Here is a 19,799-nt window from a genome sequence, read left to right on the forward strand (position 1 = left end):
GTGTGGCGGCCACGGGGGCTGGGCGCGAAGGCGCGGCGACCGGGGGGGGCGTGTTCCTCGGCGTGTCGGCGACGGCCCGGGGAGCGGCCTCCACAGGGGCCGCGGCGGCAGGCGGCACGGGCTTGGGCGCCCAGACGCGCACGCCCATCTCGGCCAGCATGGCGCGTTGGCGTGCATCCAGCTGCGGCACGAAGGAGGTGTCGGGTGCGTGGTCGCTCATCGTGGGCTCCGGACCGCCGCAAGATTCAGGCTCATGACGACGGCGTCTTCCCGGCGCAGGTGGCCGTCCGGGTAGTAGCCCTTGCGCAGGCCGACCTGCGAGAAGCCGTAGCGCTCGTACAGGCGGCGCGCGGCCTCGTTGCTCTGGCGCACCTCCAGCCAGAGCCATTGGGCCTGCTGGCCGCGCGACCACAGCACCAGGGCGTCGAGCATGAAGCGCGCCCAGCCCTGGCGCTGGTGGGCCGGTGCCACGGTGATGTTGAGCAGGTGCACCTCGTCCACGCCGGGCATGGCCACGAGGTAGCCCAGCAGCACGCGGCCGTCGACCTGCACGGCCGGGGCCTTCTCATTCGGCAGCGCCTCGCCCAGCAGCAGGACCGCCGGGTAGCCGGCCTGCAGCGAGTCGTGGAAATGCTTGTGCGACCAGGGGTGAGCGTAGGCCGCGACCTCCACCGCCCGCACGGCGTCCAGGTCGGCCTCGGTCATCGCTGCGAACGCGATGCGGCGCTCGCGGGTGGCGGGCGGACGCTCGGTGTCCGGCAGCGGCCACGCGGTCGGGGCGTTCAGGGTGGTGTCCATGGCGGGTTTCAAGGCGCGGCCGCGCGCAGGCGCTCGCGCTCGTCGGTGGTCTGGGCCACCTTGTCGCGCACGTACAGCGGCAAGGCATCGCGCGCGGCCACCGCCGCGCCCGCGGCCAGCAGGCCAGGCGCCAGGCGCAGCAGCGCGGCGGCCGTGGGCAGGGCCGGCAGGCGGGAGCCTGGCAGCCCGGCCAGGGCATCGGTATAGCTGTCGAAGACATTGCCCGTGAGCAGGGTGGCGCCGTCGGCCTGCAGGTGCGCGCCCAGATCGGCCGGCGCGCACAGGCGGGGTGGTGCCAGCGGCGGCAGCCCTTCCGGTGTGCAGGCGTACGTGGCCACGTACAGCTCGCCCATGCGGGCGTCGAGCAGGGCCGCGATGCGCTCGGGCAGTGCGTGGCCGGCCTGCTGGTGGCGCCAGCGGGCTTCTTCGGCCAGGGCCAGCAGGGTGTCGACCGGCAGCACCGGCAAGCCGAGTGGGCGGGCGGCGTCCTGCGCCCCATAGGCCAGGCCCTGGGCCACGGCGCAGGCGGTGCGCAAGCCGGTGAAGGAGCCGGGCCCGCGGCCGAACACCACGGCGTCCAGGCTGTTCAGCGCCCAGCCCGAGGCATCGAGCAGCTGTTTCACCAGCGGCAGCAGGGTGGTCGAGGCCATCGCGCCGCCCGGGCCGCTGTGCTGCCACAACGGGCCATCGGGCGCGCCGCTGCCCAGGGCCACCGAGAGGGTGTCGGTGCTGGTTTCGAGGGCGAGCAGGCGCAAGGCGGAAGGCATCCCGGGATTATCGGGCACCACCGGCCATCCCCTGCCAGGGCCATTCGCGCGGCCGCGACCGGTTCTGTTGCAGCGCCGTTTCATAATGAAACCCCATGTTGGACACCGAATTTTTCCGCCGTGCAACGCCCCTTCGCCGGGCGCGTGGGCTGGCGCTGTGCCTGCTGGCCGGCCTGACCTTGCCCGCCTGCGCCCAGATGGCCGGCCGCGGTGATCCCTTGCCGCCGGCGGTGCTGGCGGCGATGAGCCGCGCCCAGGTGCCGGCGAGCGCGCTGTCGGCGCTGGTGATCTCGGTCGATCCCGACGCCCATGAGCGCCTGCGCCACCGCGCCGGCACCCCGGTGAACCCGGCCTCGGTGATGAAGCTGGTGACGACCTACGCCGCCATCGACCTGCTGGGCAGCGATTTCACCTGGAACACGCGCTTCTACACCGACGGTTCGGTCGAAAACGGTGTGCTGCGCGGCAACCTGTACGTGCGCGGCGGCGGGGATCCCAAGTTCGTGCTCGAGCGCATCCAGGAGGCCTACCTGGCCCTGCAGGCCAAGGGCGTGCGCGTGATCCTGGGCGACATGGTGCTCGATCACAGCGCGTTCGAGCTGCCCGCCATCGACCCGGGCGCCTTCGACGGCGAGGCCCTGCGCCCCTACAACGCCACGCCCGATGCCTTGCTGGTCAATTTCAAGTCGGTCATCCTCACGTTCCAGCCCGACCTGGCCAACGGCGTGGCCCGCGTGCTCAGCGAGCCGCCCATGGCCGGCCTGGCGGTCGACGCCACCGTGCCGCTCTCGCGTGGCACGGCATGCGGTGACTGGCGCAGCACCGTGCAGGCGCGTTTCGACGACCCGAACAGCATCCGCTTCGAGGGCCGCTACCCGCAGGTCTGCGGCGAACTCAAGTGGCCGGTGGCCTACCAGCAGCCGGCGAGTTATGCCGCGCGCGCCATGGAGGGCCTGTGGCGCGCCAGCGGGGGCTCCATCACCGGCCAGGTGCGCGACGGCACCATGCCGGCCGAGGTGCAGCTGCTGCACGAGGCGCGTTCGCTGCCCCTGTCCGAGGTCATCGTGGACGTGAACCAGTGGAGCAACAACGTGATGGCGCAGCAGGTGTTTCTCACGCTGGGCCAGCTGGCGCCGCCACAGACGGCCACGCCCGCGCTCGCCGCGGTCGCCCGGGGCTCCGCCGCCGACCGGCTGGTGCCTTCGCGTCCGGCGCGCTTTGAATACTCGCGTGAGGTGGTGACCGACTGGTGGAAGCGCACCTTCGGCCCCCGCGTGCCCGGGCCGGTGCTCGACAACGGTTCGGGCCTGTCGCGCGACGAGCGCATCACGCCCGAGGCGCTGGCCGGCCTGCTGCGCCACGCCGCGCGCCATCCGCAAGGCGTGCAGTTCGTGCAGTCGCTCTCGATCGCCGGGGTCAGCGGCACGGCGGCACGGCTGGCGCGCGGCGGCCAGAGCGCCGCGCGCGGCAACGCCTGGGTCAAGACCGGCACGCTGCGCGACGTCACCGGCATTGCCGGCTACGTCAATGCGTCGAACGGCGCGCGCTATGTGGTGGTGGGCTTCATCAACCACCCCAACGCCGCCGCCGCCCGGCCCGCGCTCGACGCGCTGCTGGAGTGGACCGCCCTGCTGCCGGATTGAGACAGCGCTTGACCGCGCCGGAGCGCGATCTGCAACGAGAGAGGCAACGCCCACCAGGGGCATCCAGGGTCCGGCTCCGCCGGCCCGAGATGCCGTCCCCTCTCGAAGCGCCGAAGGCGCGCCACGGAGGGGGGAAGCCGCAAAGCGGCGCAGGGGGGTGTTTCTGTCAAGCCGCAGCGCGCTTCAGCCGGTCGCGCACGCCGTCCCAGGCCGGGTCCTCGGGCGGCGTTTCCACCCAGATCAGGCGCACGCCGGTGGCGTCCAGCTCGCGCAGCACGGCAAACAGCTCCTGCGCGGCGGCGGCCGCGTCGTCCGGCATGCGCCGGCGCGGCACCCCGCGGGTGGGTTCGAGGGGGCTGCGGGTGTAGACCGCGATGTGTTTCGCGTCGTCGCCCAGCACCTGGAAGGCCGCGCGCAGTTGCGCCGCATCCATCAACCGAACCTTGGCGCGTGGCGCGTAATGCGATTCCAGCGTGCCCGAGGCGCGCGGTGCGGCTTCGTCGCGTTCGCGCAGCGGCTGGCCGCAGGCGGCTTCGAGCTGCGCCACGGTGATCATGCCGGGGCGCAGCAGCACGGGGTGGCCGCGTGTGCAGTCGACGATGGTGGATTCGATGCCCACCGGGCAGGCACCGCCGTCGAGGATCAGCAGCTCGTCGGCCGCCAGGCTGGCGAACTCGTCGGCCACGTGCGCGGCGGTGGTGGGGCTGACCCGGCCGAAGCGGTTCGCGCTGGGCGCGGCCACACCGCTCACGCCGCGCACGGCGGCCGCGCTCAGCAGCGCCTGGGCCACCGGGTGCGCAGGGCAGCGCAGGCCGACCGAGTCCTGCCCGCCGGCCGCGACCGCGGCCACGCCCTCACGGCGCGGCAGGATCAGCGTGAGCGGGCCGGGCCAGAAGGCCTGCATGAGCGCGGCGGCAAAGGCCGGCACCTCGCGCGCGTAGTGGTCCACACCCGCGCGCCAGCCGTGCGCGCCCTCGCCGGGCGCGAGGTGCACGATCAGCGGGTGGTCGGCCGGGCGGCCCTTGGCCTCGAAGATGCGGTGCACCGCCGTGGCGTTGTCGGCGTCGGCGGCGAGGCCGTAGACGGTTTCGGTGGGCATGCCGACCAGCGAACCGGCGGCCAGGCGCTGTGCCGCGCTGTCGACGGCGGCCGTGTCTTTCGCGGGCAGCAGCAGCGGCGGCATGCGCGGCGCCTCAGTCGGCGAGCGCGGGCAGGCCGAGCAGCGAGAGCACCTGCGCCGCGGTCTCGCGCACCTGCACCACGCTCGCGCCGGTGATGTTGAGGTGGCCCATCTTGCGGCCGGGGCGCGCGCTCAGCTTGCCGTAGAGGTGCAGGTGGGTGCCCGGCAGGGCGAGCACCGCGCCCCAGGGTGGCGAGACGGGTTGCCGGCTGGCCTGCGCGCGCACGGCGTTGGGCTCGAACCAGAGGTCCCCCAGCAGGTTGACCATGATGGCCGGGCTGTGCTGGCGCGGCGTGGGCAGCGGCAGGCCGGCGAGCGCGCGCACCTGGGCCTCGAATTGCGACAGGTCGCAGGCGTTCTGCGTGTAGTGGCCGCTGTTGTGCGGGCGCGGCGCCATTTCGTTGACCACGAGGTCGAGCGTGCCGTCGGCCTTCTCCACCACGAAGTACTCGACGCAGAGCACGCCCACATAGCGCAGGTGGTTCGCGATGGCCGCGGTGCTGGCCTGCGCGCGCCGCGCCAGCGTGGGGTCGAGGGCGCCGTCGAAAACTTCCGTGAGGGCGAGGATGCCGTCGTGGTGCGTGTTCTTCTGCACCGGGAAGCTCACCACCTGGCCGTCGGCCCCGCGCGCGACGATCACCGAGCATTCGGCGCGCAGCTTGAGCATTTTTTCCAGCACGCAGGGCACCTTGTCCAGGTCGTCCCAGGCGGCGGCCAGTTCCTCGCGCGTGGACACGCGCACCTGGCCCTTGCCGTCGTAGCCCATGCGCGCGGTCTTGAGGATGCCGGGCAGCAGATCGGCCGGCACGGCCTTGAGTGCGGCATCGGTGGTGATGACGGCGTGCGGTGCCGGGGCCACGCCGCTGATGTGCGCGCAATGCTCGAAATGGCCCTTCTCTTTCACCCGGTCCTGCGCGATGGCCACGCAGGCGGCGGACGGGGCCACCGGCCGCTGGGCCGCGAGCGTCAGCAGGGCGTGCGCCGGCACGTTCTCGAACTCGGTGGTGATCGCGTCGCAGCGCTGGATCAGCTGGGCCAGGCCCTGCTCGTCGTCGTACGCCGTCTTGATGTGGTGGTGGCTCACCAGACCGGCCGGGCTGGCCGGATCGGGGTCAAGCACCACGGTGAAGTAGCCCATGGCCTGCGCGGCCTGCACGAACATGCGGCCGAGCTGGCCGCCGCCCATCACGCCCAGCGTGGTCTGCTGGCCCTTGTGGACGGAGGGGGCGCCGGGAAGAAGGGTCTTGGGGCTCATGTCGGCAGGGTCATCGCGCGGGCGGCGGCGGTCTGTTGCGCGCGGAAGGTGTCGAGCTTGTGGCGCAGCTCGGGGTCGTGGCTGGCGAGCATGGCCACGGCGAACAGGGCCGCGTTGGCCGCGCCGGCGGCGCCGATCGCGAACGTGGCCACGGGCACGCCCTTGGGCATCTGCACGATGCTGTGCAGCGAGTCCACGCCGCTGAGGTGCTTGCTGGCCACCGGCACGCCGAGCACCGGCACGACGGTCTTGGCTGCCAGCATGCCTGGCAGGTGCGCCGCACCGCCGGCGCCGGCGATGATGGCCTTGAGCCCGCGCTCGGCGGCCGCCTGGGCGTAGGTGAACATATCGTCGGGCATGCGGTGCGCCGAGACCACACGCGCTTCGTGTGCGATGCCGAAGTCCTGCAGGATCTGCACGGCGTGCTGCATGGTGTCCCAGTCGCTGCTGGAGCCCATGAGCACACCCACTTGGATGGGGTTCATGACGGTGCCTCTGGCCGGTGCGCCCCTTGAACGGGGCTGGATCGGTCGCGCACATGGCAGGGCATGGCGTCTCCGGTAAAGTGTGGATTTTACGTTTGCCCAGGCCGCTCCCATGATCAACGTCACCGTCGCCAACTTTGAAGCCGAGGTCATCGAGGCTTCGATGAATACCCCCGTGCTGGTGGATTTCTGGGCCCCGTGGTGCGGTCCCTGCAAGGTGATCGGCCCGCTGCTGGAGAAGCTGGAAGCCGACTACGCCGGCCGCTTCAAGCTGGTCAAGATCGATTCCGACCAGGAACAGCAGCTCGCCGCGGCCTTCGGCATCCGCAGCATCCCCACCTGCGTGCTGCTCAAGAACGGCCAGCCGGTCGACGGTTTCATGGGCGCGATGCCCGAGGGCCAGATCAAGGCCTTTCTCGACAAGCACCTGCCGGCCGGCGAGGAGCCCGAGGCCGAGGAGGCGCAGCCCGATGCGCTGGCCGAGGGCGACCTCGAAGGCGCGCTGGACCAGATGCGCCAGACCGTGCAGGCCGAGCCGGACAACGACGATGCCCGCTTCGACCTGGTGAAACTGCTGCTGGAAATGGGGCAGGACGACGATGCCAAGGTGGCGTTCGCCCCGGTGATCGCCAAGGCGGCGGGCGTGCGCCGGCTCGACTCGCTGCAGCGCTGGATGGCCGCGCGCGACGCGCAGGCCGAGGTGGCCGACCCCGACGCCCGCGCGGCGGAGCTGCAGGCGGCCATCGCCGCGAACAAGCGCGACTTCGAGTCGCGCTTCGCGCTCGCACAGCTGCTCATGGCCTACGGCCAGTGGACGGTGGCGATGGACGAGCTGCTGGAGATCCTGATGCGCGACAAGACCTGGAAAGAGGACCTGGCGCGCAAGACCTTCATCGCGATCCTCGACGTGATCGACCCGCCCAAGCCCAAGGTGGCCGAGGGGCAGGTGCCGCCGGAAGACCCGACGGTGGCGACCTACCGCCGTCGCCTCTCCAGCGTGGTTCTCAGCTGATCAGCCCATCAGGCGCGTGAGCGCCTCCTGGTATTTGGCGGCGGTCTTCTCGATCACCTCGCGCGGCAGGCGCGGCGCGGGCGGGGTCTTGTCCCAGGGCTTGCCGCCGACCTGCGCGGTCTCCAGCCAGTCTCGCAGGAACTGCTTGTCGTAGCTGGGCGGGTTCTGGCCCACCACGTAGCTCTCGGCCGGCCAGTAGCGCGAGCTGTCGGGCGTGAGCACCTCGTCCATGAGCACCAGCTTGCCGGCCTTGTCCAGGCCGAACTCGAACTTGGTGTCAGCGATGATGATGCCCTTCTTCAGCGCGATCGCCGCGGCCGCCTTGTAGAGCGCGATCGACACGTCGCGGATCTGTGCGGCGAGCTCGGGGCCGATCATCTCGACCGTGCGCTCGAAGGTGATGTTCTCGTCGTGCTCGCCCATGGCCGCCTTGGCCGCCGGCGTGTAGATGGGCTCGGGCAGCTGCGAGGCGTTCTGCAGGCCCTCGGGCAGTTTCACGCCACAGACCGAGCGGCTTTCCTGGTACTCCTTCCAGCCGCTGCCGGCCAGGTAGCCGCGCACCACGGCTTCCACCGGGATCGGCTTGAGCCGCTGCACCAGCATCGAGCGGCCGGTGACCTGCGGCACCTCGGCCGGCGAGACCACGCTCTCGGGCGCCTCGCCGGTGAGGTGGATCGGGCAGATGGCCAGGCCCTTGGGGCCGAGCTGGTCGAACCAGAACAGCGAGAGCCGGGTCAGCAGCTCGCCCTTGCCGGGAATCGGCTCGCCCATGATCACGTCGAAAGCGCTGATGCGGTCGCTCGCCACCATCAGGATGCGGTCGTCGCCCACGGCGTAGTTGTCGCGCACCTTGCCGCGCGCCAGCAGGGGCAGGGAGGTCAGGGCCGATGTGTGCAAGGCAGAGGTCATGGTCGGGTCAAAGAAAGCGGGACAAGAAAAAAGCCCGTTGAACAGCCAACGGGCTTTGAACCATTCCGGGGGATTATCGCAAGTTGGCGGCGGCTTGGGGCCGAAAGTCGAGTCCGGCAGTGCGGTGCCTATTTGCCCGCCAGCCCCAGGCGCTCGATCAGGGCCTTGTCCTTGGCGTAGGTCTCGGCCGCCCACTTGCGGTAGTCCTCGCCGTTGCGGTACCACATGGCCTGGTTGAGCTGGCCCAGCACCTCGATGTGCTTGGGGTCCTCCATGGCCTTCTTGAACGCGTCGTGCAGCACCTTGGTGACCGCCGGGTCCATGCCTTTGGGGCCGGCCAGGCCGTAGGGCGAGGTGGACACCACGCCGTAGCCGAGTTCCTGCGCGGTGGGCACCTCGGGCCAGCGCTGGGTGCGCTGTTCGCCGAAAGTGACGAGCAGGCGCATCTGGCCGCCGTCCACGTATTTGTCCCAGCCGCTGGCGTCGCTCTGCGCCATCACGTGGCCGCCGAGCAGGGCGGCCTGCAGGTCGGCATTGCCCTTGAACGGCACGTGCGTGAGTTGCACCTTGGCGTTGCCAGCCAGTTCCTCCATCAGCAGGTGCGGGCTGCTGCCGGTGCCGGTGGAGCCGTAGTTGATGGCACCGGGCTGCTTGCGCGCGGCCTCGATGTAGTCCTTGAAAGTCTTGTAGGGCGAGTCGGCCTTGACGGTGAGGCCGAAGGTGTAGCCCGAGACGCCGATGATGTAGGTGAAGTCGGTCAGCGGGTCCCAGTTGGTCTTCTGCATGTGGGGCATGCGCAGCAGGCCGAGCGGGAACTGGGCGATGGTGTAGCCGTCGGGTTTGGCCGTCTGCGCCATGGTGCTCGGGCCCAGGGTGCCGCCGGCACCGGGGCGGTTCTCGATCACGATGGGCTGGCCCAGGTGCTTGCTCGCGATCTCGGCCAGCGCACGCAGGTGGCGGTCGGTCGAACCGCCAGCGGGCCAGGGGATGATCATCGTCACCGGGCGGTTCGGGTAAGCGGGCGATTGCGCCTGCGCGAGGCCGAACGGGGCCAGGCCTGCGCTGGCGGCGGTGGCGAGCAGCAGCGCGCGGCGGCGCTTCGAGGGGTGTGAGGGGTGTCGCATGCGTTGTCTCCTTCGGTGGTGATGCCGGGTGGGCGGTTGCTCAGGAGGGATGGGGTGTCTGTGCGTCGCGCGCGGCCTGCTGTTCCTGCAGTTCGCGCCACATCACCTTGCCGCTGCCCGAGCGGGGCAGCGTTTCCACGAATTCCACGATGCGCGGGCTTTTGTAGGCGGCCATGTGGCCGTGCGCCCAGTCGATCACGTCCTGCTCGCTGATCCGGCCGCGCTGGTCGGGCCGCAGCACCACCAGGGCCTTGACGGTCTCGCCGCGGCGCGCGTCGCGCACACCGATCACACAGGCTTCCTGGATCGCCGGGTGGTGGTACATGAGCGCCTCCACCTCGGCCGGCCAGACCTTGAAGCCACTCGCGTTGATCATGCGTTTGAGGCGGTCGGTCATGAAGAAGTAGCCTTCTTCGTCGACATGGCCGAGATCGCCGGTGCGCAGGAAGCGCTTGCCGTCGATGTCGATGAAGGCTTCGCTAGTGGCCTGCGGGTTGCGCCAGTAGCCCTGCATGAGCTGCGGCCCATGCACCACGATCTCGCCGGTCTCGCCGATGGGGCGTTCGGCCAGGGTGTCGGGGTCGAGCACGCGCGCGTCCACGTCGAACACCGGCAGGCCCAGGCATTGGGGCTTGGGCCGGTGCGTGGGGTTGATGTGGGTGGCGGCCATGGTCTCGGACATGCCGTAGCCTTCGATGTAGTGCTGCCCGGTGAGTGCCTGGAGGCGCGCGGCCACCGCGTCGGGCATGGCGGCGCCGCCGCCGCGCACGCAGGCCAGGCTGGCCAGGTCGAAGTGGTCGAGCTGCGGGTGCGCGAGGAAGTCGATCACCATGGTGGAGATCGCCTGCCACATGGTCACGCGGTAGCGCTGCATGCAGATCGCGGCGACCTCGCGGTCCCAGCGCGAGAGCACCACCAGGGTCGCGCCCGCGTACAGCGGGCCGTTCAGGCTGCCCGAGAGGCCGGTGACGTGGAAGAAGGGCAGCACCGAGAGACAGACCGCGTCCTGCGACGTGCCGAACCAGCGCACGCCGCCGACCAGGGTGCTCATCACGCTGCGGTGGGTGTGCATGCAGCCCTTGGGCAGGCCGGTGGTGCCCGAGGTGTAGGGCATGGCGCAGAGGTCGTCGGGGCCGGCGGTCAGCAGCCCGGGCGTGCGGGCGGCCGCCACCACATCGGACCAGGCCACGAGGCCGGGTCCCGCGACGGGCAGGCGCGGCGCGGCCACGAAGTCGGGCACGCGCAGCTCGGTGGGCACGCGCAGGTGGTCGCTGTAGGTGGCCACCACGAGGTGGCGCAGGCCTTCGTCCTCGGTGGTGAGCAGCGGTTGCAGCTGCGGCAGCAGGTCCTGCGCCACGAAGGCCACCTGCGCGCCGCTGTCGCTGAGGCAATGGCGCAGCTCTTCCACGCGGTTCATCGGGTTCACCGGCACCACCACCGCGTTGGCGCGCAGGATGCCGTAGAAGGCCAGGGCCCACTGTGGGCTGTTCTGCATGCACAGCAGCACGCGGTCGCCCGGCCTCACGCCGCACACCTGCTGCAGATGGCCTGCGATGTGCTCGGCTTCGTTCAGGCACTGCGCGTAGCTCAGCGGCGTGTCGTAGAAGACGATGAAGGGCTTGTCGGGAAACCGCGCGGCCGACACCGCCAGGTTGTGGAAGAGGTTGGTCTGCGGCAGCGTGAGCTGCCGGGGCTGGCCGGGCGGCCAGTGGGCCGTTTGCGAAGGCATGGTGGTTGTTCCGCTAAGCGGAAAACAGGAGGATGGCCATCAATATAGGGTTCGCGCCAAGGCGGTGTAAATGGCCTTCAGGGAAACCGAGCATCTGGCATCCGACGAAAGAGATTCAGAATTCCGTTGAGCGGAATATGTGATGCACCGTATTCCGGTCTGCAGAAAAAGGAGACCTTTCATGGGGCGCCAGCGCCACACGCCATCCCCCCTGCTCGCCGACACCGATCCCGCCGAGGACCGCCGTTTCGTCACTGCGCTGGCGCGCGGGCTCACGGTGCTGCGCTGCTTCGGCCCGTCCGACCGCTGGCTCGCGCACCAGGAACTCGCGCGCCGCAGCGGGCTGCCGCAGGCCACCGTCTCGCGCCTCACGTTCACGCTGACCAGCCTGGGCTACCTGCGGCACCGCGCGGCCACCGGCGAGTACGCGCTGAGCCCGGCGGTCCTCTCGCTGGGCTTCAGCGTGTTGTCCAACTTCCAGGTCGGGCGCATCGCGCGGCCTTTCATGGAAACGCTGGCCGAGCACACGCAGGCCGCGATCTCGCTGGGCGTGCGGCACGGCACCTCGGTGGTCTATGTGGCGCATTGCCGCAGCACGGCGCGCCTCATTCTCGGGCTGGACGTGGGCACGCGCCTGCCGTTCGCGGAGACCGCGATGGGCCGCGCCATCTGGTGCGCCACGCCGCCGGGCATGCAAGCCTTGATTGCCGGCAGGCTGCAGGCGGAAAACGCCGCGCTGTGGCCGGTGCGCGAAGCCGGCCTGCGGCGTGCCGAGGCCGACAGCGCAGGGCGCGGTTACGTGACGTCCGAATCGGAGTGGGAGAGCGAGATCGCTGCTGTCGGGGTCGGCATCGACCTGGGCGACGGCCGCGAACCGCTGGCGCTCACCGTGGGCGGACCGGCCTCGCGCTTGCAGGGCACTTTGCTGCATGAGAATTTCGGGCCCGCGCTGGTTCGCACGGGCCGCGAGATCGTGGCGGCGATCCAGGCCGCGGCCTGGGAAGATTGAGCGCCATGAAAAACGCCACCGCGAGGGTGGCGCCTTTCTTGTGACCGAGGGGTGATCAGTTCACGAGCTGGGCGAGTTCGCCCTTGGCGTACTTCGCCGCGACCACCTGCAGGGTCTCGCCCTTGATCTTGCTGCCCTGGCCTTCGCAGCCGAACTCCAGGTAGCGGGCCTTGCAGACCTGCTTGGCGGCTTCGCGCGCGGGCTTGAGCCACTCGCGGGCGTCGAACTTGTCGGGGTTCTCGGCCAGGAACTTGCGCACCGCGCCGGTCATGGCCAGGCGGATGTCGGTGTCGATGTTGATCTTGCGCACGCCGTGCTTGATGGCTTCCTGGATCTCCTCGACCGGCACGCCGTAGGTTTCCTTCATCTTGCCGCCGTACTGGTTGATGATGGCCAGCAGCTCGGCCGGCACGGAGGACGAGCCGTGCATCACCAGGTGGGTATTGGGGATGCGCTTGTGGATTTCCTTGACGCGGCTGATGGCCAGGATGTCGCCCGTGGGCTTGCGGCTGAACTTGTAGGCGCCGTGGCTGGTGCCGATGGCGATGGCCAGGGCGTCGAGCTGGGTGGCCTTGACGAACACGGCGGCTTCCTCGGGGTCGGTCAGCATCTGGCTGTGGTCCAGCTTGCCTTCGGCGCCGATGCCGTCTTCCTCGCCGGCTTCGCCGGTTTCCAGGTTGCCCAAGCAGCCGAGCTCACCTTCCACCGTGACGCCGACCTTGTGCGCCATGTCCACCACCTTGCGGGTCACGTCCACGTTGTAGTCGAACGAGGCCGGGGTCTTGCCGTCTTCCATCAGCGAACCGTCCATCATCACCGAACCGAAGCCCAGGTTGATCGCGCCTTCGCAGATCTTGGGCGAGGTGCCGTGGTCCTGGTGCATCACCAGGGGGATGTGCGGGTAGGCCTCCATCGCGGCCTGGATCAGGTGCTTGATGAAGGGCTCGCCGGCGTATTTGCGGGCCCCGGCGCTGGCTTGCAGGATCACCGGCGCGCCGACTTCGTCGGCGGCGGCCATCACGGCCTGCACCTGTTCGAGGTTGTTGACGTTGAAAGCCGGAATGCCGTAGCCGTTGGCGGCGGCGTGGTCGAGCAGTTCGCGCATGGAAACGAGCGCCATGAGATTCCCCTTAATCAGTTGGTAACCGTGGTGTAACCCGGCATTTTAACTTTCGACCTGTTGGCCGGATGTGATGGCTTTGTGTCATTTCACACGGCCTTAATGTGCGGAGGACAGACTGGGGCGAACTTCGGACACCCCATGACCCGCCTCGACACCCTGCTGTTTCTCTGGATCAACGCCACGGCCGACACGCCGGCCTGGCTGCTGGCGCTGGCGCGCTGGGTTTCTACCGACCTGCCGGCCCTGGCCGTGCTGGCCCTGGTGCCGCTGCTGCTGTTCGGCCCGGCCGCGCGCAGGCAGTTCCTGGGCGTGTGCCTGGCCATGGTGCTGGCCTGGCTGGCGGTGCGCGGCATCCGCGAGACGGTGCATGTGGCCCGCCCCTTCGAGCTGGGTCTGGGGCGGCAATGGCTTGCCCACGCGGCCACGGCGAGCTTTCCCAGCTTCCATGCCGCCGTGGCGGGTGCCTGGGCCGTGGCGCTCGCGTTCTTTGCGCCGTGGCAGCCACGCCGCTGGCTGATCGCGGCCGGCGCGGTGGCGCTGGCCATCGCCTGGAGCCGTGTGTTCCTGGGCCTGCACTTCGTGTCGGACATCACCGTGGGCCTGCTGCTGGGGGCGGCCTGCGCGTTGACGGCCCGGCGGGGCTTCGCCTGGCTGGATACCAATCGTCACAAAACCGGGGGAACCGAGGCGGCGCCCTGGCGAGTCCCTTAGGGGATAACGCCAACCCAAAGAAAGGACTCGCCATGCCTTGCCGCCCCCTGATCGGGACCCTGACCGCCGTTTCGGCCCTGCTTTTGCCGACCCTTTCGCAGGCCCAGGTCACGCTCAAGCCCGACGGCCAATGGCGCTACCTGTTGACCGCCGGCGCCAACATTTCATCGGGCAACAACGACGCCGGCACGCTGAACCTCGCGGCGGAGGGCGCGCGCGAGACCGACGATGACAAGTGGACCTGGGCCGCCAAGGCCGACCGCGCGCGCAGTTCGGGCGTGGACACGACCGAGCGCTACGGCGCGCGCACCCAGTACAACCGCGACTTCTCGGTGGACTGGTTCGGCTTCGGTTCGGGCGAGCTGCTGCGCGACCGGCTGGCCAACATCGCGGGCCGGACCTCGGTGGCCAGCGGCGTGGGCCGGCACGTGTGGCAGGAGGAAAGGGGCTTCTTCGATGTGTCGGTCGGTCTGGGCTACACCTACGACCGCTACATCCGGTCCACCGACATTGCCGGTGCCATGCGCGACCGGTACGGCCGCCTGGAGCTGGTGCTGGCGGAGGAATCCAGCCACAAGCTCACCGAGACCACCAGCCTGCGCCAGAAGTTCACGCTCTACCCCGACCTGCGCGATTCGGGCAAATACCGCGCCGTGTTCGACACCGGCCTGACCGTGGCGATGACCGAGGCGATCAACCTGTCGGCGGGCCTGAGCTACCGCTACGACAGCGATCCCGGGACCAACCTCAAGAAGGCCGACACGATGTTCGTGACCGGTGTCTCACTTCGGTTTGACTAGGCCGCTCGGCAGATCTTGAGCGTGTTGGTGCCGCCGGGCTGTCCCATGGGCTCGCCCACGGTGATGGCGTAGACGTCGCCGGTCTGCACGATGCCGCGCTTCTTCAGGTGCGCCTCGGCGTCCAGCAGCGCGGAATCGCGGTCGGTGCTGTTGTCCATCAGCAGCGGGCGCACGTTGCGGTAGAGCGTCATGCGGCGCTGGGTCGAGAGGTTGGGCGTCATGGCGTAGATCGGCATGCGCACGTTGTGCCGGCTCATCCACAGCGCGGTGGAGCCCGAGTCGGTCAAGGCCACGATGGCCTTGGCACCGAGGTGGTGGGCGGTGAACAGCGCGCCCATGGCGATGGATTGGTCGATGCGCTTGAAGGTCTTGCCCTGGAAATCGGCCGAGAGCTCGCGGTACTCGGCCTTTTCGGCTTCCGAGCAGATGTTGGCCATCTCCATCACGGTTTCCAGCGGGAAGCGGCCGGCGGCGGTTTCGGCGCTGAGCATCACCGCGTCGGTGCCGTCGAGCACCGCGTTGGCCACGTCGCTCACCTCGGCGCGCGTGGGCACCGGGTTGACGATCATGCTCTCCATCATCTGCGTGGCGGTGATCACCACCTTGTCCATCTCGCGCGCCAGCCGGATCATGTGCTTCTGCAGGCCGGGCACCGCCGCGTTGCCCACTTCCACCGCGAGGTCGCCGCGCGCGACCATGATGCCGTCGGACACCTTGAGGATGGCGGCCAGTTCGGGGATCGCCTCGGCGCGCTCGATCTTGGCGATCAGCGCGGGCTTGTGGGCCAAGGCCGCGCCGGCGACGTTGCAGAGCTGGCGGGCCAGTTCCATGTCGGTCGCGTTCTTGGGGAAGCTCACCGCCACGTAGTCGGCCTTCAGACCCATGGCGGTCTTGATGTCGTCCATGTCCTTGGCGGTCAGCGCGGGCGCGGTCAGGCCGCCGCCCTGCTTGTTGATGCCCTTGTTGTTGGACAGCTCGCCGCCGAGCTTGACGGTGGTGTGCACCGCCGGGCCGACCACCTTGTTGATGGTGAGCACGATCAGACCGTCGTTGAGCAGCAGGGTGTCGCCGGCCTTCACATCGCGCGGCAGCTCCTTGTAGTCCAGGCCTACGCCTTCGAGGTCGCCGGGTTCGGTGCGCGAGGCATCGAGCACGAACGGCATGCCCGGCTCCAGCATGACCTTGCCCTGGGCGAACTTGCCGACACGGATCTTGGGCCCCTGCAGATCGGCCATGATGCCGACCTCGCGGCCCGCGCGCTGGGCCGCCGCGCGCACGAGCTCGGCGCGGTCGATGTGGTCCTGGGCGGTGCCGTGGGAGAAATTGAGCCGGACCACGTTGACGCCGGCGCGGATCATCCGCTCGAGCAGGTCGGGGTCGCTCGATGCAGGACCCAGGGTGGCAACGATCTTGGTGGCGCGCATGGACATGAAAACTGTCTCCAGGAAGGCCGCGGTGGCCGGTTTGTAATTTGGTTTCAATTATCTGTGAAACCAGTTACGGTCTGGTTACAGGCTGCCGCCTGTCGCTTTTGTAGGACAAGTCCGACGCCACAAGCCGCCATTGTCCGGTCGGGGTGCGCATCGATCGTCCCTAGAGTCGACTCATGCGGGAAGGATGCCCTCCGGAACGCCGACGCCATTCAGGGAGAGCCTCATGCACCTGCCCGCACCTGCCATCGTGGGTTATCTCGCGACCCTGGTGATCGCCGTGTCTGCCGCGGCGGTCCATCCCTGGTTCGATGTCGAAGCGCATTTCGTGCGGGCCGTGGCCGGCATGAACATCGCCGTGTCGGCCATGACCGCCACCCTCACGCCATGACCTGGCGCGGGCGTCAGCGCCCCGCGCCGGCGAAGACGTTGACCGCCGTGGCCAGCACGATCAGGTTGAACGCGAACGACAGCAAGGCATGCACCAGCGTGAGGTGCCGCATGGCGCGGCTGCGGATGCTGACGTCGGACACCTGCGAGGTCATGCCGATCACGGCGCTGTAGTACAGCAGATCGAGGTAGTCCGGATCCTTGCCGTCCGGGAAGCTCAGCCCCCGTGTCGGTGTGTCGTCCTGCGTTCCCTGGCTGCGGTAGTAGACCCGCGCGTAATGCAGCGTGAACACGCACTGGATCAGCAGCCACGCGCCCGCCAGCGAGAGCGCCATGAGGCCGAGGTTGGACGCGCGCTGCCAGCCTTGCAGGGCCTGGGTGGCCTGCACGTTCATCGCCACCGCCACCAGGCTGGCGCATGCGGCCGCGGTGACCAGCACGAACAGCATCATGGCGCCCGGGTCCTCGCGCCGCGCGCGGTGCCGGGTGGCGGCCGCGTCCAGGCGAGCCGCGAGGTGCCAGACCAGGCCGACGTAGGTGGCGCAGTACACGATCCAGGCCATCAGCCAGGGTGCGGGGGCCGGCGACGAGGTCCCAGCGGCGCCGGCAACGCCGGCCAGCACGGCAGGCAGCAAGGCCACGGCTTGCCGCTGCCAGGCCGTGAGATGGGTCAGGCGGTGCGCAGCGGGCATGGGGCGTTCAGGCCAGATCGGCCTTTTCAACGGGGTGGGCCGGCAGCTCGGCTTCGACCCGGGTACCCTGGTGCATGGCGCTGTGAACACTCAGTTGACCGCTGTGCGACTCCACCCGCACCCGCATGCCCAGCAGGCCGTGGTGGCCGGCCGGCACGCTGTCGATGTCGAAACCCTTGCCGTCGTCGCGCACCGAGACGCGCACCGTGTCCCCGGCCTGCGCCAGCTCCACCGATACGCGGCGGGCATGTGCGTATTTCTGGACGTTGGTCAGGGACTCCTGCACCAGCCGGTACACGGTGAGCTCGGCATCCTTGCCGAGCTGGACCGGCGAGAACTGCGTGTCCACCGCGATGCCCATGCGGCTGGCCGCGTCCTGGCAGAGCATGTCCAGCGCGGGGATCAGCCCCAGCTGGTCCAGCGACGAGGGTCGCAGGTGCTCGATGATGCGCCGCTTTACCGCAATGCCTTCGGTGAGGCGCTGCTCGATGCTCGCCAGCCGCTCCAGCGCAGGCGCCGGCAACGCGGGCACGCGGCGCAGGCGCGCGATGTCCAGCTTCATCGCGGTGAGCAGGCCGCCCATCTCGTCGTGCAGTTCGCGCGCCACGCGCCCGCGCTCGTCTTCCCGGGCGTTCACGTGGTGGCCGGCCAGGTTGCGCAGCGCGGTGGTGCGCAAGGCCACCTGCGTGGCCAGCCGCTGGTGTTCCTCGGACTGGCGCCGGTCGCTCTCGCGCAACTGGCGCATGAACAGGATCAGCGCCACCCAGGCCACCAGCACCAGCAGGTGGATCGCCAGCCGGTTGATCATCATGGCGTCGAACAGCGACACGCGGGCGGTCTTCTGGATCGCGGCGGCGCGCTCGAGCACGAACTCGAACTCCTGGCGCAGCTCGGCGTACCGCAGGCGGCCCTGGTCGCTCACCGCCAGCGTCTGGGCGTCGGTGCGCCGACCCTGTTCGATCATGTTGACCCACTGGTTCAAGGTGGCCGTGCGCTCCTCGATGCGCTTGCGCACATCCGACACCGACACGGTGCGCTTGGGATCCAGCTCTTCCAGCCGCTTGAACGCGTCCTGCTGCACACCCTCCATCTCGTTGATGGCTTCACGGTAGTTCGCGAGGTCGGCCTGCTGGGCGCTGAGCATGAAGGCGCGCACCGCGACCTCGGCGTCGGTGAGCGCCTGCAGGGTTCGGGCGGCCTGCTGGCGCGCATCGCTCAAGGTGATGCCCTGCATCAACGTGGAGCGCGAATGCTGGTAGCTGGCTTCGTTGACCACCACCATGATCAGCGCCAAGGCGAGGATGATGGGCATCCCGAAGCGGTTGCGCGCGACACGCTCGATCGAGGATTTGATCATCATGGCGGGTTTGTAGCATGTGGGTGGCCGCTGTCCAGCTCGCGCTGGCGCATGGGCAGGCGCGCCTGGATGCGGGTGCCCGAGCCCGGCACCGAGTGCACGCTGAACTGACCGCCCAGCGACTCGATGCGGTGGCGCAGGTTCTTGAGTCCGCTGGCCGAGGTGGTGCCGGACCGATCGGCGAAGCCCCGGCCGTTGTCCTGCACCTCCACCAGGGCATGCACGCCTTCCTGGGCCAGACGCAAGGAGACCTGTGTGGCGCTGGCGTGCCGTTCGATGTTGGAGAGGGCGCCTTGCACGACGGCGAACAAGGCCTGCTCGGTGGGAGCGGTGAGCGTCACGGGCATGAAGGCGAGATCGATGTTCACGCCCGTGTGGCGCTCGAACTCGGTGGCGCGCTGTTCGAGCGCGGCCTGCAGGCCCAGGTTGTGCAAGGCCGACGGCATCAGTTCTTCCATGATGCGCCGCTTCATCCCGATGCCCTCATCCAGCGACGCACTCAGGTGCCGCAGGCGCTCGGTCACCTCGGGGTCGGTGGTGTGCAGCGCGTGGCGCAGCCGGGTGAGGTCGAGCTTGGCGGCGGTGAGCAGGGCGCCCAGCTCGTCGTGCAGCGCGCGCGCCAGACCGCTGCGCTCGCCGTCGCGCATCTCCTGCAGGCCCAGGTTGAGCTGTGCGAGTTCCTCGGTGCGCAGCCGCACCTGGCTTTCCAGCGAATCGCGCTCGACCTGCAGGTGGCGGGCGTGTTCGATCTGGCTGTTCTGCAGGGCCGCGTTCTTGCGCAGGAAGAACACATAGGCGAGCAGGCTGAGCAGCGTCAGCGCGTACACGCCGATGCGCCCCGCCCCCAGGGTGCGGTAGATGGCCGCGCGTTCGATGGCCAGGCGGCGCTCTTCCGTGACCAGCAGGACATCGGCCGCGCGGCGCACGCCTTCCATCTTTTCGCGGCCGATGTCGGTGAGCATGAGGCCGTGCCAGGCCGCGTGGGAGCCGGCGTTGTACAGGGTAATGGTCTCGGTGACTTCGGAAATCTTTTCCCCCGCACGTTCCTGCAGGCTGTCGACCAGGCGCAGCAAATCGGTATCGTTTCGGTAGTGCTCACGCAGGCGGCTGATGGCGTGGGCGATGTCCGTTTCGGCCGCCTGATAGGGGTCGAGGTACTGGGGGCGGCCGGTCAGCAGGTAGCCGCGCTGCGCGGTTTCCATGTCCAGCAGTCGGCGCATGACGGTCTGGATGGCGGTGCGGGCGGTGTCGCGTGCGCCCAGCCCGGCCATGGCGCCGAGTGCGCGCTGGTACGTCCACTCCGCCCCTGCCAACACCCCCAATGCCAGCAGCACCGCCAACGCAATGGCCAGCGGGGTTCGCCACGGCGCCCGGCGCCTGGGGGG

Annotated in this window: 19 protein-coding genes and 1 pseudogene; 6 read left to right on the top strand and 14 right to left on the bottom strand. The window is 69.6% G+C overall.

Going from position 1 to position 19,799, the window contains the following annotated elements; all coding sequences use genetic code 11:
• The 3 genes and pseudogenes from AC07ZS_RS27060 to tsaB all read right to left on the bottom strand — a co-directional run.
• Positions 1–220 (bottom strand): annotated as a pseudogene (locus AC07ZS_RS27060) (uracil-DNA glycosylase); the annotation flags it as partial.
• The gene (rimI, locus tag AC07ZS_RS27065; RefSeq protein ID WP_494801545.1) at positions 217–798 is read right to left on the bottom strand and encodes a ribosomal protein S18-alanine N-acetyltransferase; all 582 of its coding nucleotides are present in this window, start codon (positions 796–798) and stop codon (positions 217–219) included. The pseudogene AC07ZS_RS27060 and the gene rimI, both read right to left, overlap by 4 nt.
• Before the next feature lie 8 nt (positions 799–806).
• Entirely contained in the window at positions 807–1,565 is a 759-nt protein-coding gene (gene tsaB / locus AC07ZS_RS27070) for a tRNA (adenosine(37)-N6)-threonylcarbamoyltransferase complex dimerization subunit type 1 TsaB (protein WP_494801546.1), read from the bottom strand.
• Positions 1,566–1,660: 95 nt separating this feature from the next.
• Here tsaB and dacB point away from each other — a divergent pair, with 95 nt between their 5' ends.
• The gene (gene dacB, locus AC07ZS_RS27075; RefSeq protein WP_494801547.1) at positions 1,661–3,208 is read left to right on the top strand and encodes a D-alanyl-D-alanine carboxypeptidase/D-alanyl-D-alanine endopeptidase; all 1,548 of its coding nucleotides are present in this window, start codon (positions 1,661–1,663) and stop codon (positions 3,206–3,208) included.
• Between the two features lie 166 nt (positions 3,209–3,374).
• On the opposite strand, the gene AC07ZS_RS27080 is transcribed toward dacB, so the two are convergent.
• From AC07ZS_RS27080 to purE, 3 genes are read right to left on the bottom strand one after another with little or no spacing between them, the layout of a single operon-like run.
• Positions 3,375–4,382 (bottom strand): L-threonylcarbamoyladenylate synthase, encoded by a 1,008-nt coding sequence (locus AC07ZS_RS27080; protein ID WP_494801563.1) that lies wholly within the window; start codon positions 4,380–4,382, stop codon positions 3,375–3,377.
• A gap of 19 nt (positions 4,383–4,401) precedes the next feature.
• Positions 4,402–5,643 (bottom strand): 5-(carboxyamino)imidazole ribonucleotide synthase, encoded by a 1,242-nt coding sequence (locus AC07ZS_RS27085; RefSeq protein WP_494801548.1) that lies wholly within the window; start codon positions 5,641–5,643, stop codon positions 4,402–4,404.
• Positions 5,640–6,128 carry a 5-(carboxyamino)imidazole ribonucleotide mutase gene (purE, locus tag AC07ZS_RS27090; RefSeq protein ID WP_494801549.1) on the bottom strand — a complete coding sequence of 163 codons (489 nt, stop codon included), beginning with the start codon at positions 6,126–6,128 and terminating at the stop codon, positions 5,640–5,642. The genes AC07ZS_RS27085 and purE overlap by 4 nt, the downstream gene beginning before the upstream one ends.
• A 112-nt stretch (positions 6,129–6,240) precedes the next feature.
• Here purE and trxA point away from each other — a divergent pair, with 112 nt between their 5' ends.
• Positions 6,241–7,140 (top strand): thioredoxin, encoded by a 900-nt coding sequence (gene trxA, locus AC07ZS_RS27095; RefSeq protein ID WP_494801550.1) that lies wholly within the window; start codon positions 6,241–6,243, stop codon positions 7,138–7,140.
• Here the strand turns inward: trxA and AC07ZS_RS27100 are convergent, their stop codons facing one another.
• The 3 genes from AC07ZS_RS27100 to AC07ZS_RS27110 all read right to left on the bottom strand — a co-directional run bounded on the left by AC07ZS_RS27100 (position 7,141) and on the right by AC07ZS_RS27110 (position 10,902).
• The gene (locus tag AC07ZS_RS27100; RefSeq protein WP_494801551.1) at positions 7,141–8,049 is read right to left on the bottom strand and encodes a phosphoribosylaminoimidazolesuccinocarboxamide synthase; all 909 of its coding nucleotides are present in this window, start codon (positions 8,047–8,049) and stop codon (positions 7,141–7,143) included.
• 128 nt (positions 8,050–8,177) lie between these two features.
• The gene (locus AC07ZS_RS27105; RefSeq protein ID WP_494801552.1) at positions 8,178–9,173 is read right to left on the bottom strand and encodes a tripartite tricarboxylate transporter substrate binding protein; all 996 of its coding nucleotides are present in this window, start codon (positions 9,171–9,173) and stop codon (positions 8,178–8,180) included.
• Between the two features lie 40 nt (positions 9,174–9,213).
• On the bottom strand, positions 9,214–10,902 hold the full coding sequence (locus AC07ZS_RS27110; protein WP_494801553.1) for a long-chain fatty acid--CoA ligase: 1,689 nt from the start codon (positions 10,900–10,902) through the stop codon (positions 9,214–9,216).
• A 181-nt stretch (positions 10,903–11,083) separates the two neighbouring features.
• On the opposite strand from AC07ZS_RS27110, the gene AC07ZS_RS27115 reads away from it, so the two are divergent.
• Positions 11,084–11,911 (top strand): IclR family transcriptional regulator, encoded by an 828-nt coding sequence (locus AC07ZS_RS27115; protein ID WP_494801554.1) that lies wholly within the window; start codon positions 11,084–11,086, stop codon positions 11,909–11,911.
• Positions 11,912–11,966: 55 nt separating this feature from the next.
• On the opposite strand, the gene fba is transcribed toward AC07ZS_RS27115, so the two are convergent.
• Positions 11,967–13,031 (bottom strand): class II fructose-bisphosphate aldolase, encoded by a 1,065-nt coding sequence (fba, locus tag AC07ZS_RS27120; protein WP_494801555.1) that lies wholly within the window; start codon positions 13,029–13,031, stop codon positions 11,967–11,969.
• Between the two features lie 141 nt (positions 13,032–13,172).
• Here fba and AC07ZS_RS27125 point away from each other — a divergent pair, with 141 nt between their 5' ends.
• Both AC07ZS_RS27125 and AC07ZS_RS27130 read left to right on the top strand, forming a co-directional pair.
• Complete coding sequence (locus AC07ZS_RS27125) at positions 13,173–13,745, top strand: phosphatase PAP2 family protein (RefSeq protein WP_494801556.1); 573 nt, start codon at positions 13,173–13,175, stop codon at positions 13,743–13,745.
• 32 nt (positions 13,746–13,777) lie between these two features.
• The gene (locus AC07ZS_RS27130) at positions 13,778–14,545 is read left to right on the top strand and encodes a DUF481 domain-containing protein (RefSeq protein WP_494801557.1); all 768 of its coding nucleotides are present in this window, start codon (positions 13,778–13,780) and stop codon (positions 14,543–14,545) included.
• Here the strand turns inward: AC07ZS_RS27130 and pyk are convergent.
• Entirely contained in the window at positions 14,542–15,975 is a 1,434-nt protein-coding gene (pyk, locus tag AC07ZS_RS27135; RefSeq protein ID WP_494801558.1) for a pyruvate kinase, read from the bottom strand. The two genes, AC07ZS_RS27130 and pyk, sit on opposite strands and share 4 nt — an antisense overlap.
• A gap of 226 nt (positions 15,976–16,201) precedes the next feature.
• Between pyk and AC07ZS_RS27140 the strand changes: the two genes are divergently transcribed.
• Positions 16,202–16,366, top strand: a complete 165-nt coding sequence (locus AC07ZS_RS27140; protein WP_494801559.1) for a hypothetical protein — start codon at positions 16,202–16,204, stop codon at positions 16,364–16,366.
• Between the two features lie 13 nt (positions 16,367–16,379).
• On the opposite strand, the gene AC07ZS_RS27145 is transcribed toward AC07ZS_RS27140, so the two are convergent.
• The 3 genes from AC07ZS_RS27145 to AC07ZS_RS27155 form a co-directional block, all read right to left on the bottom strand.
• A complete protein-coding gene (locus tag AC07ZS_RS27145; protein ID WP_494801560.1) occupies positions 16,380–17,057 on the bottom strand; it encodes a DUF1345 domain-containing protein in 678 nt (225 codons plus the stop codon).
• A gap of 7 nt (positions 17,058–17,064) precedes the next feature.
• The gene (locus AC07ZS_RS27150; protein WP_494801561.1) at positions 17,065–18,417 is read right to left on the bottom strand and encodes a sensor histidine kinase; all 1,353 of its coding nucleotides are present in this window, start codon (positions 18,415–18,417) and stop codon (positions 17,065–17,067) included.
• The coding region (locus AC07ZS_RS27155; protein ID WP_494801562.1) for a CHASE3 domain-containing protein at positions 18,414–19,799 on the bottom strand (1,386 nt) is incomplete at its 5' end. The genes AC07ZS_RS27155 and AC07ZS_RS27150, both read right to left, overlap by 4 nt.

Source organism: Hydrogenophaga sp. GW456-12-10-14-TSB4 (genome assembly GCF_059424305.1).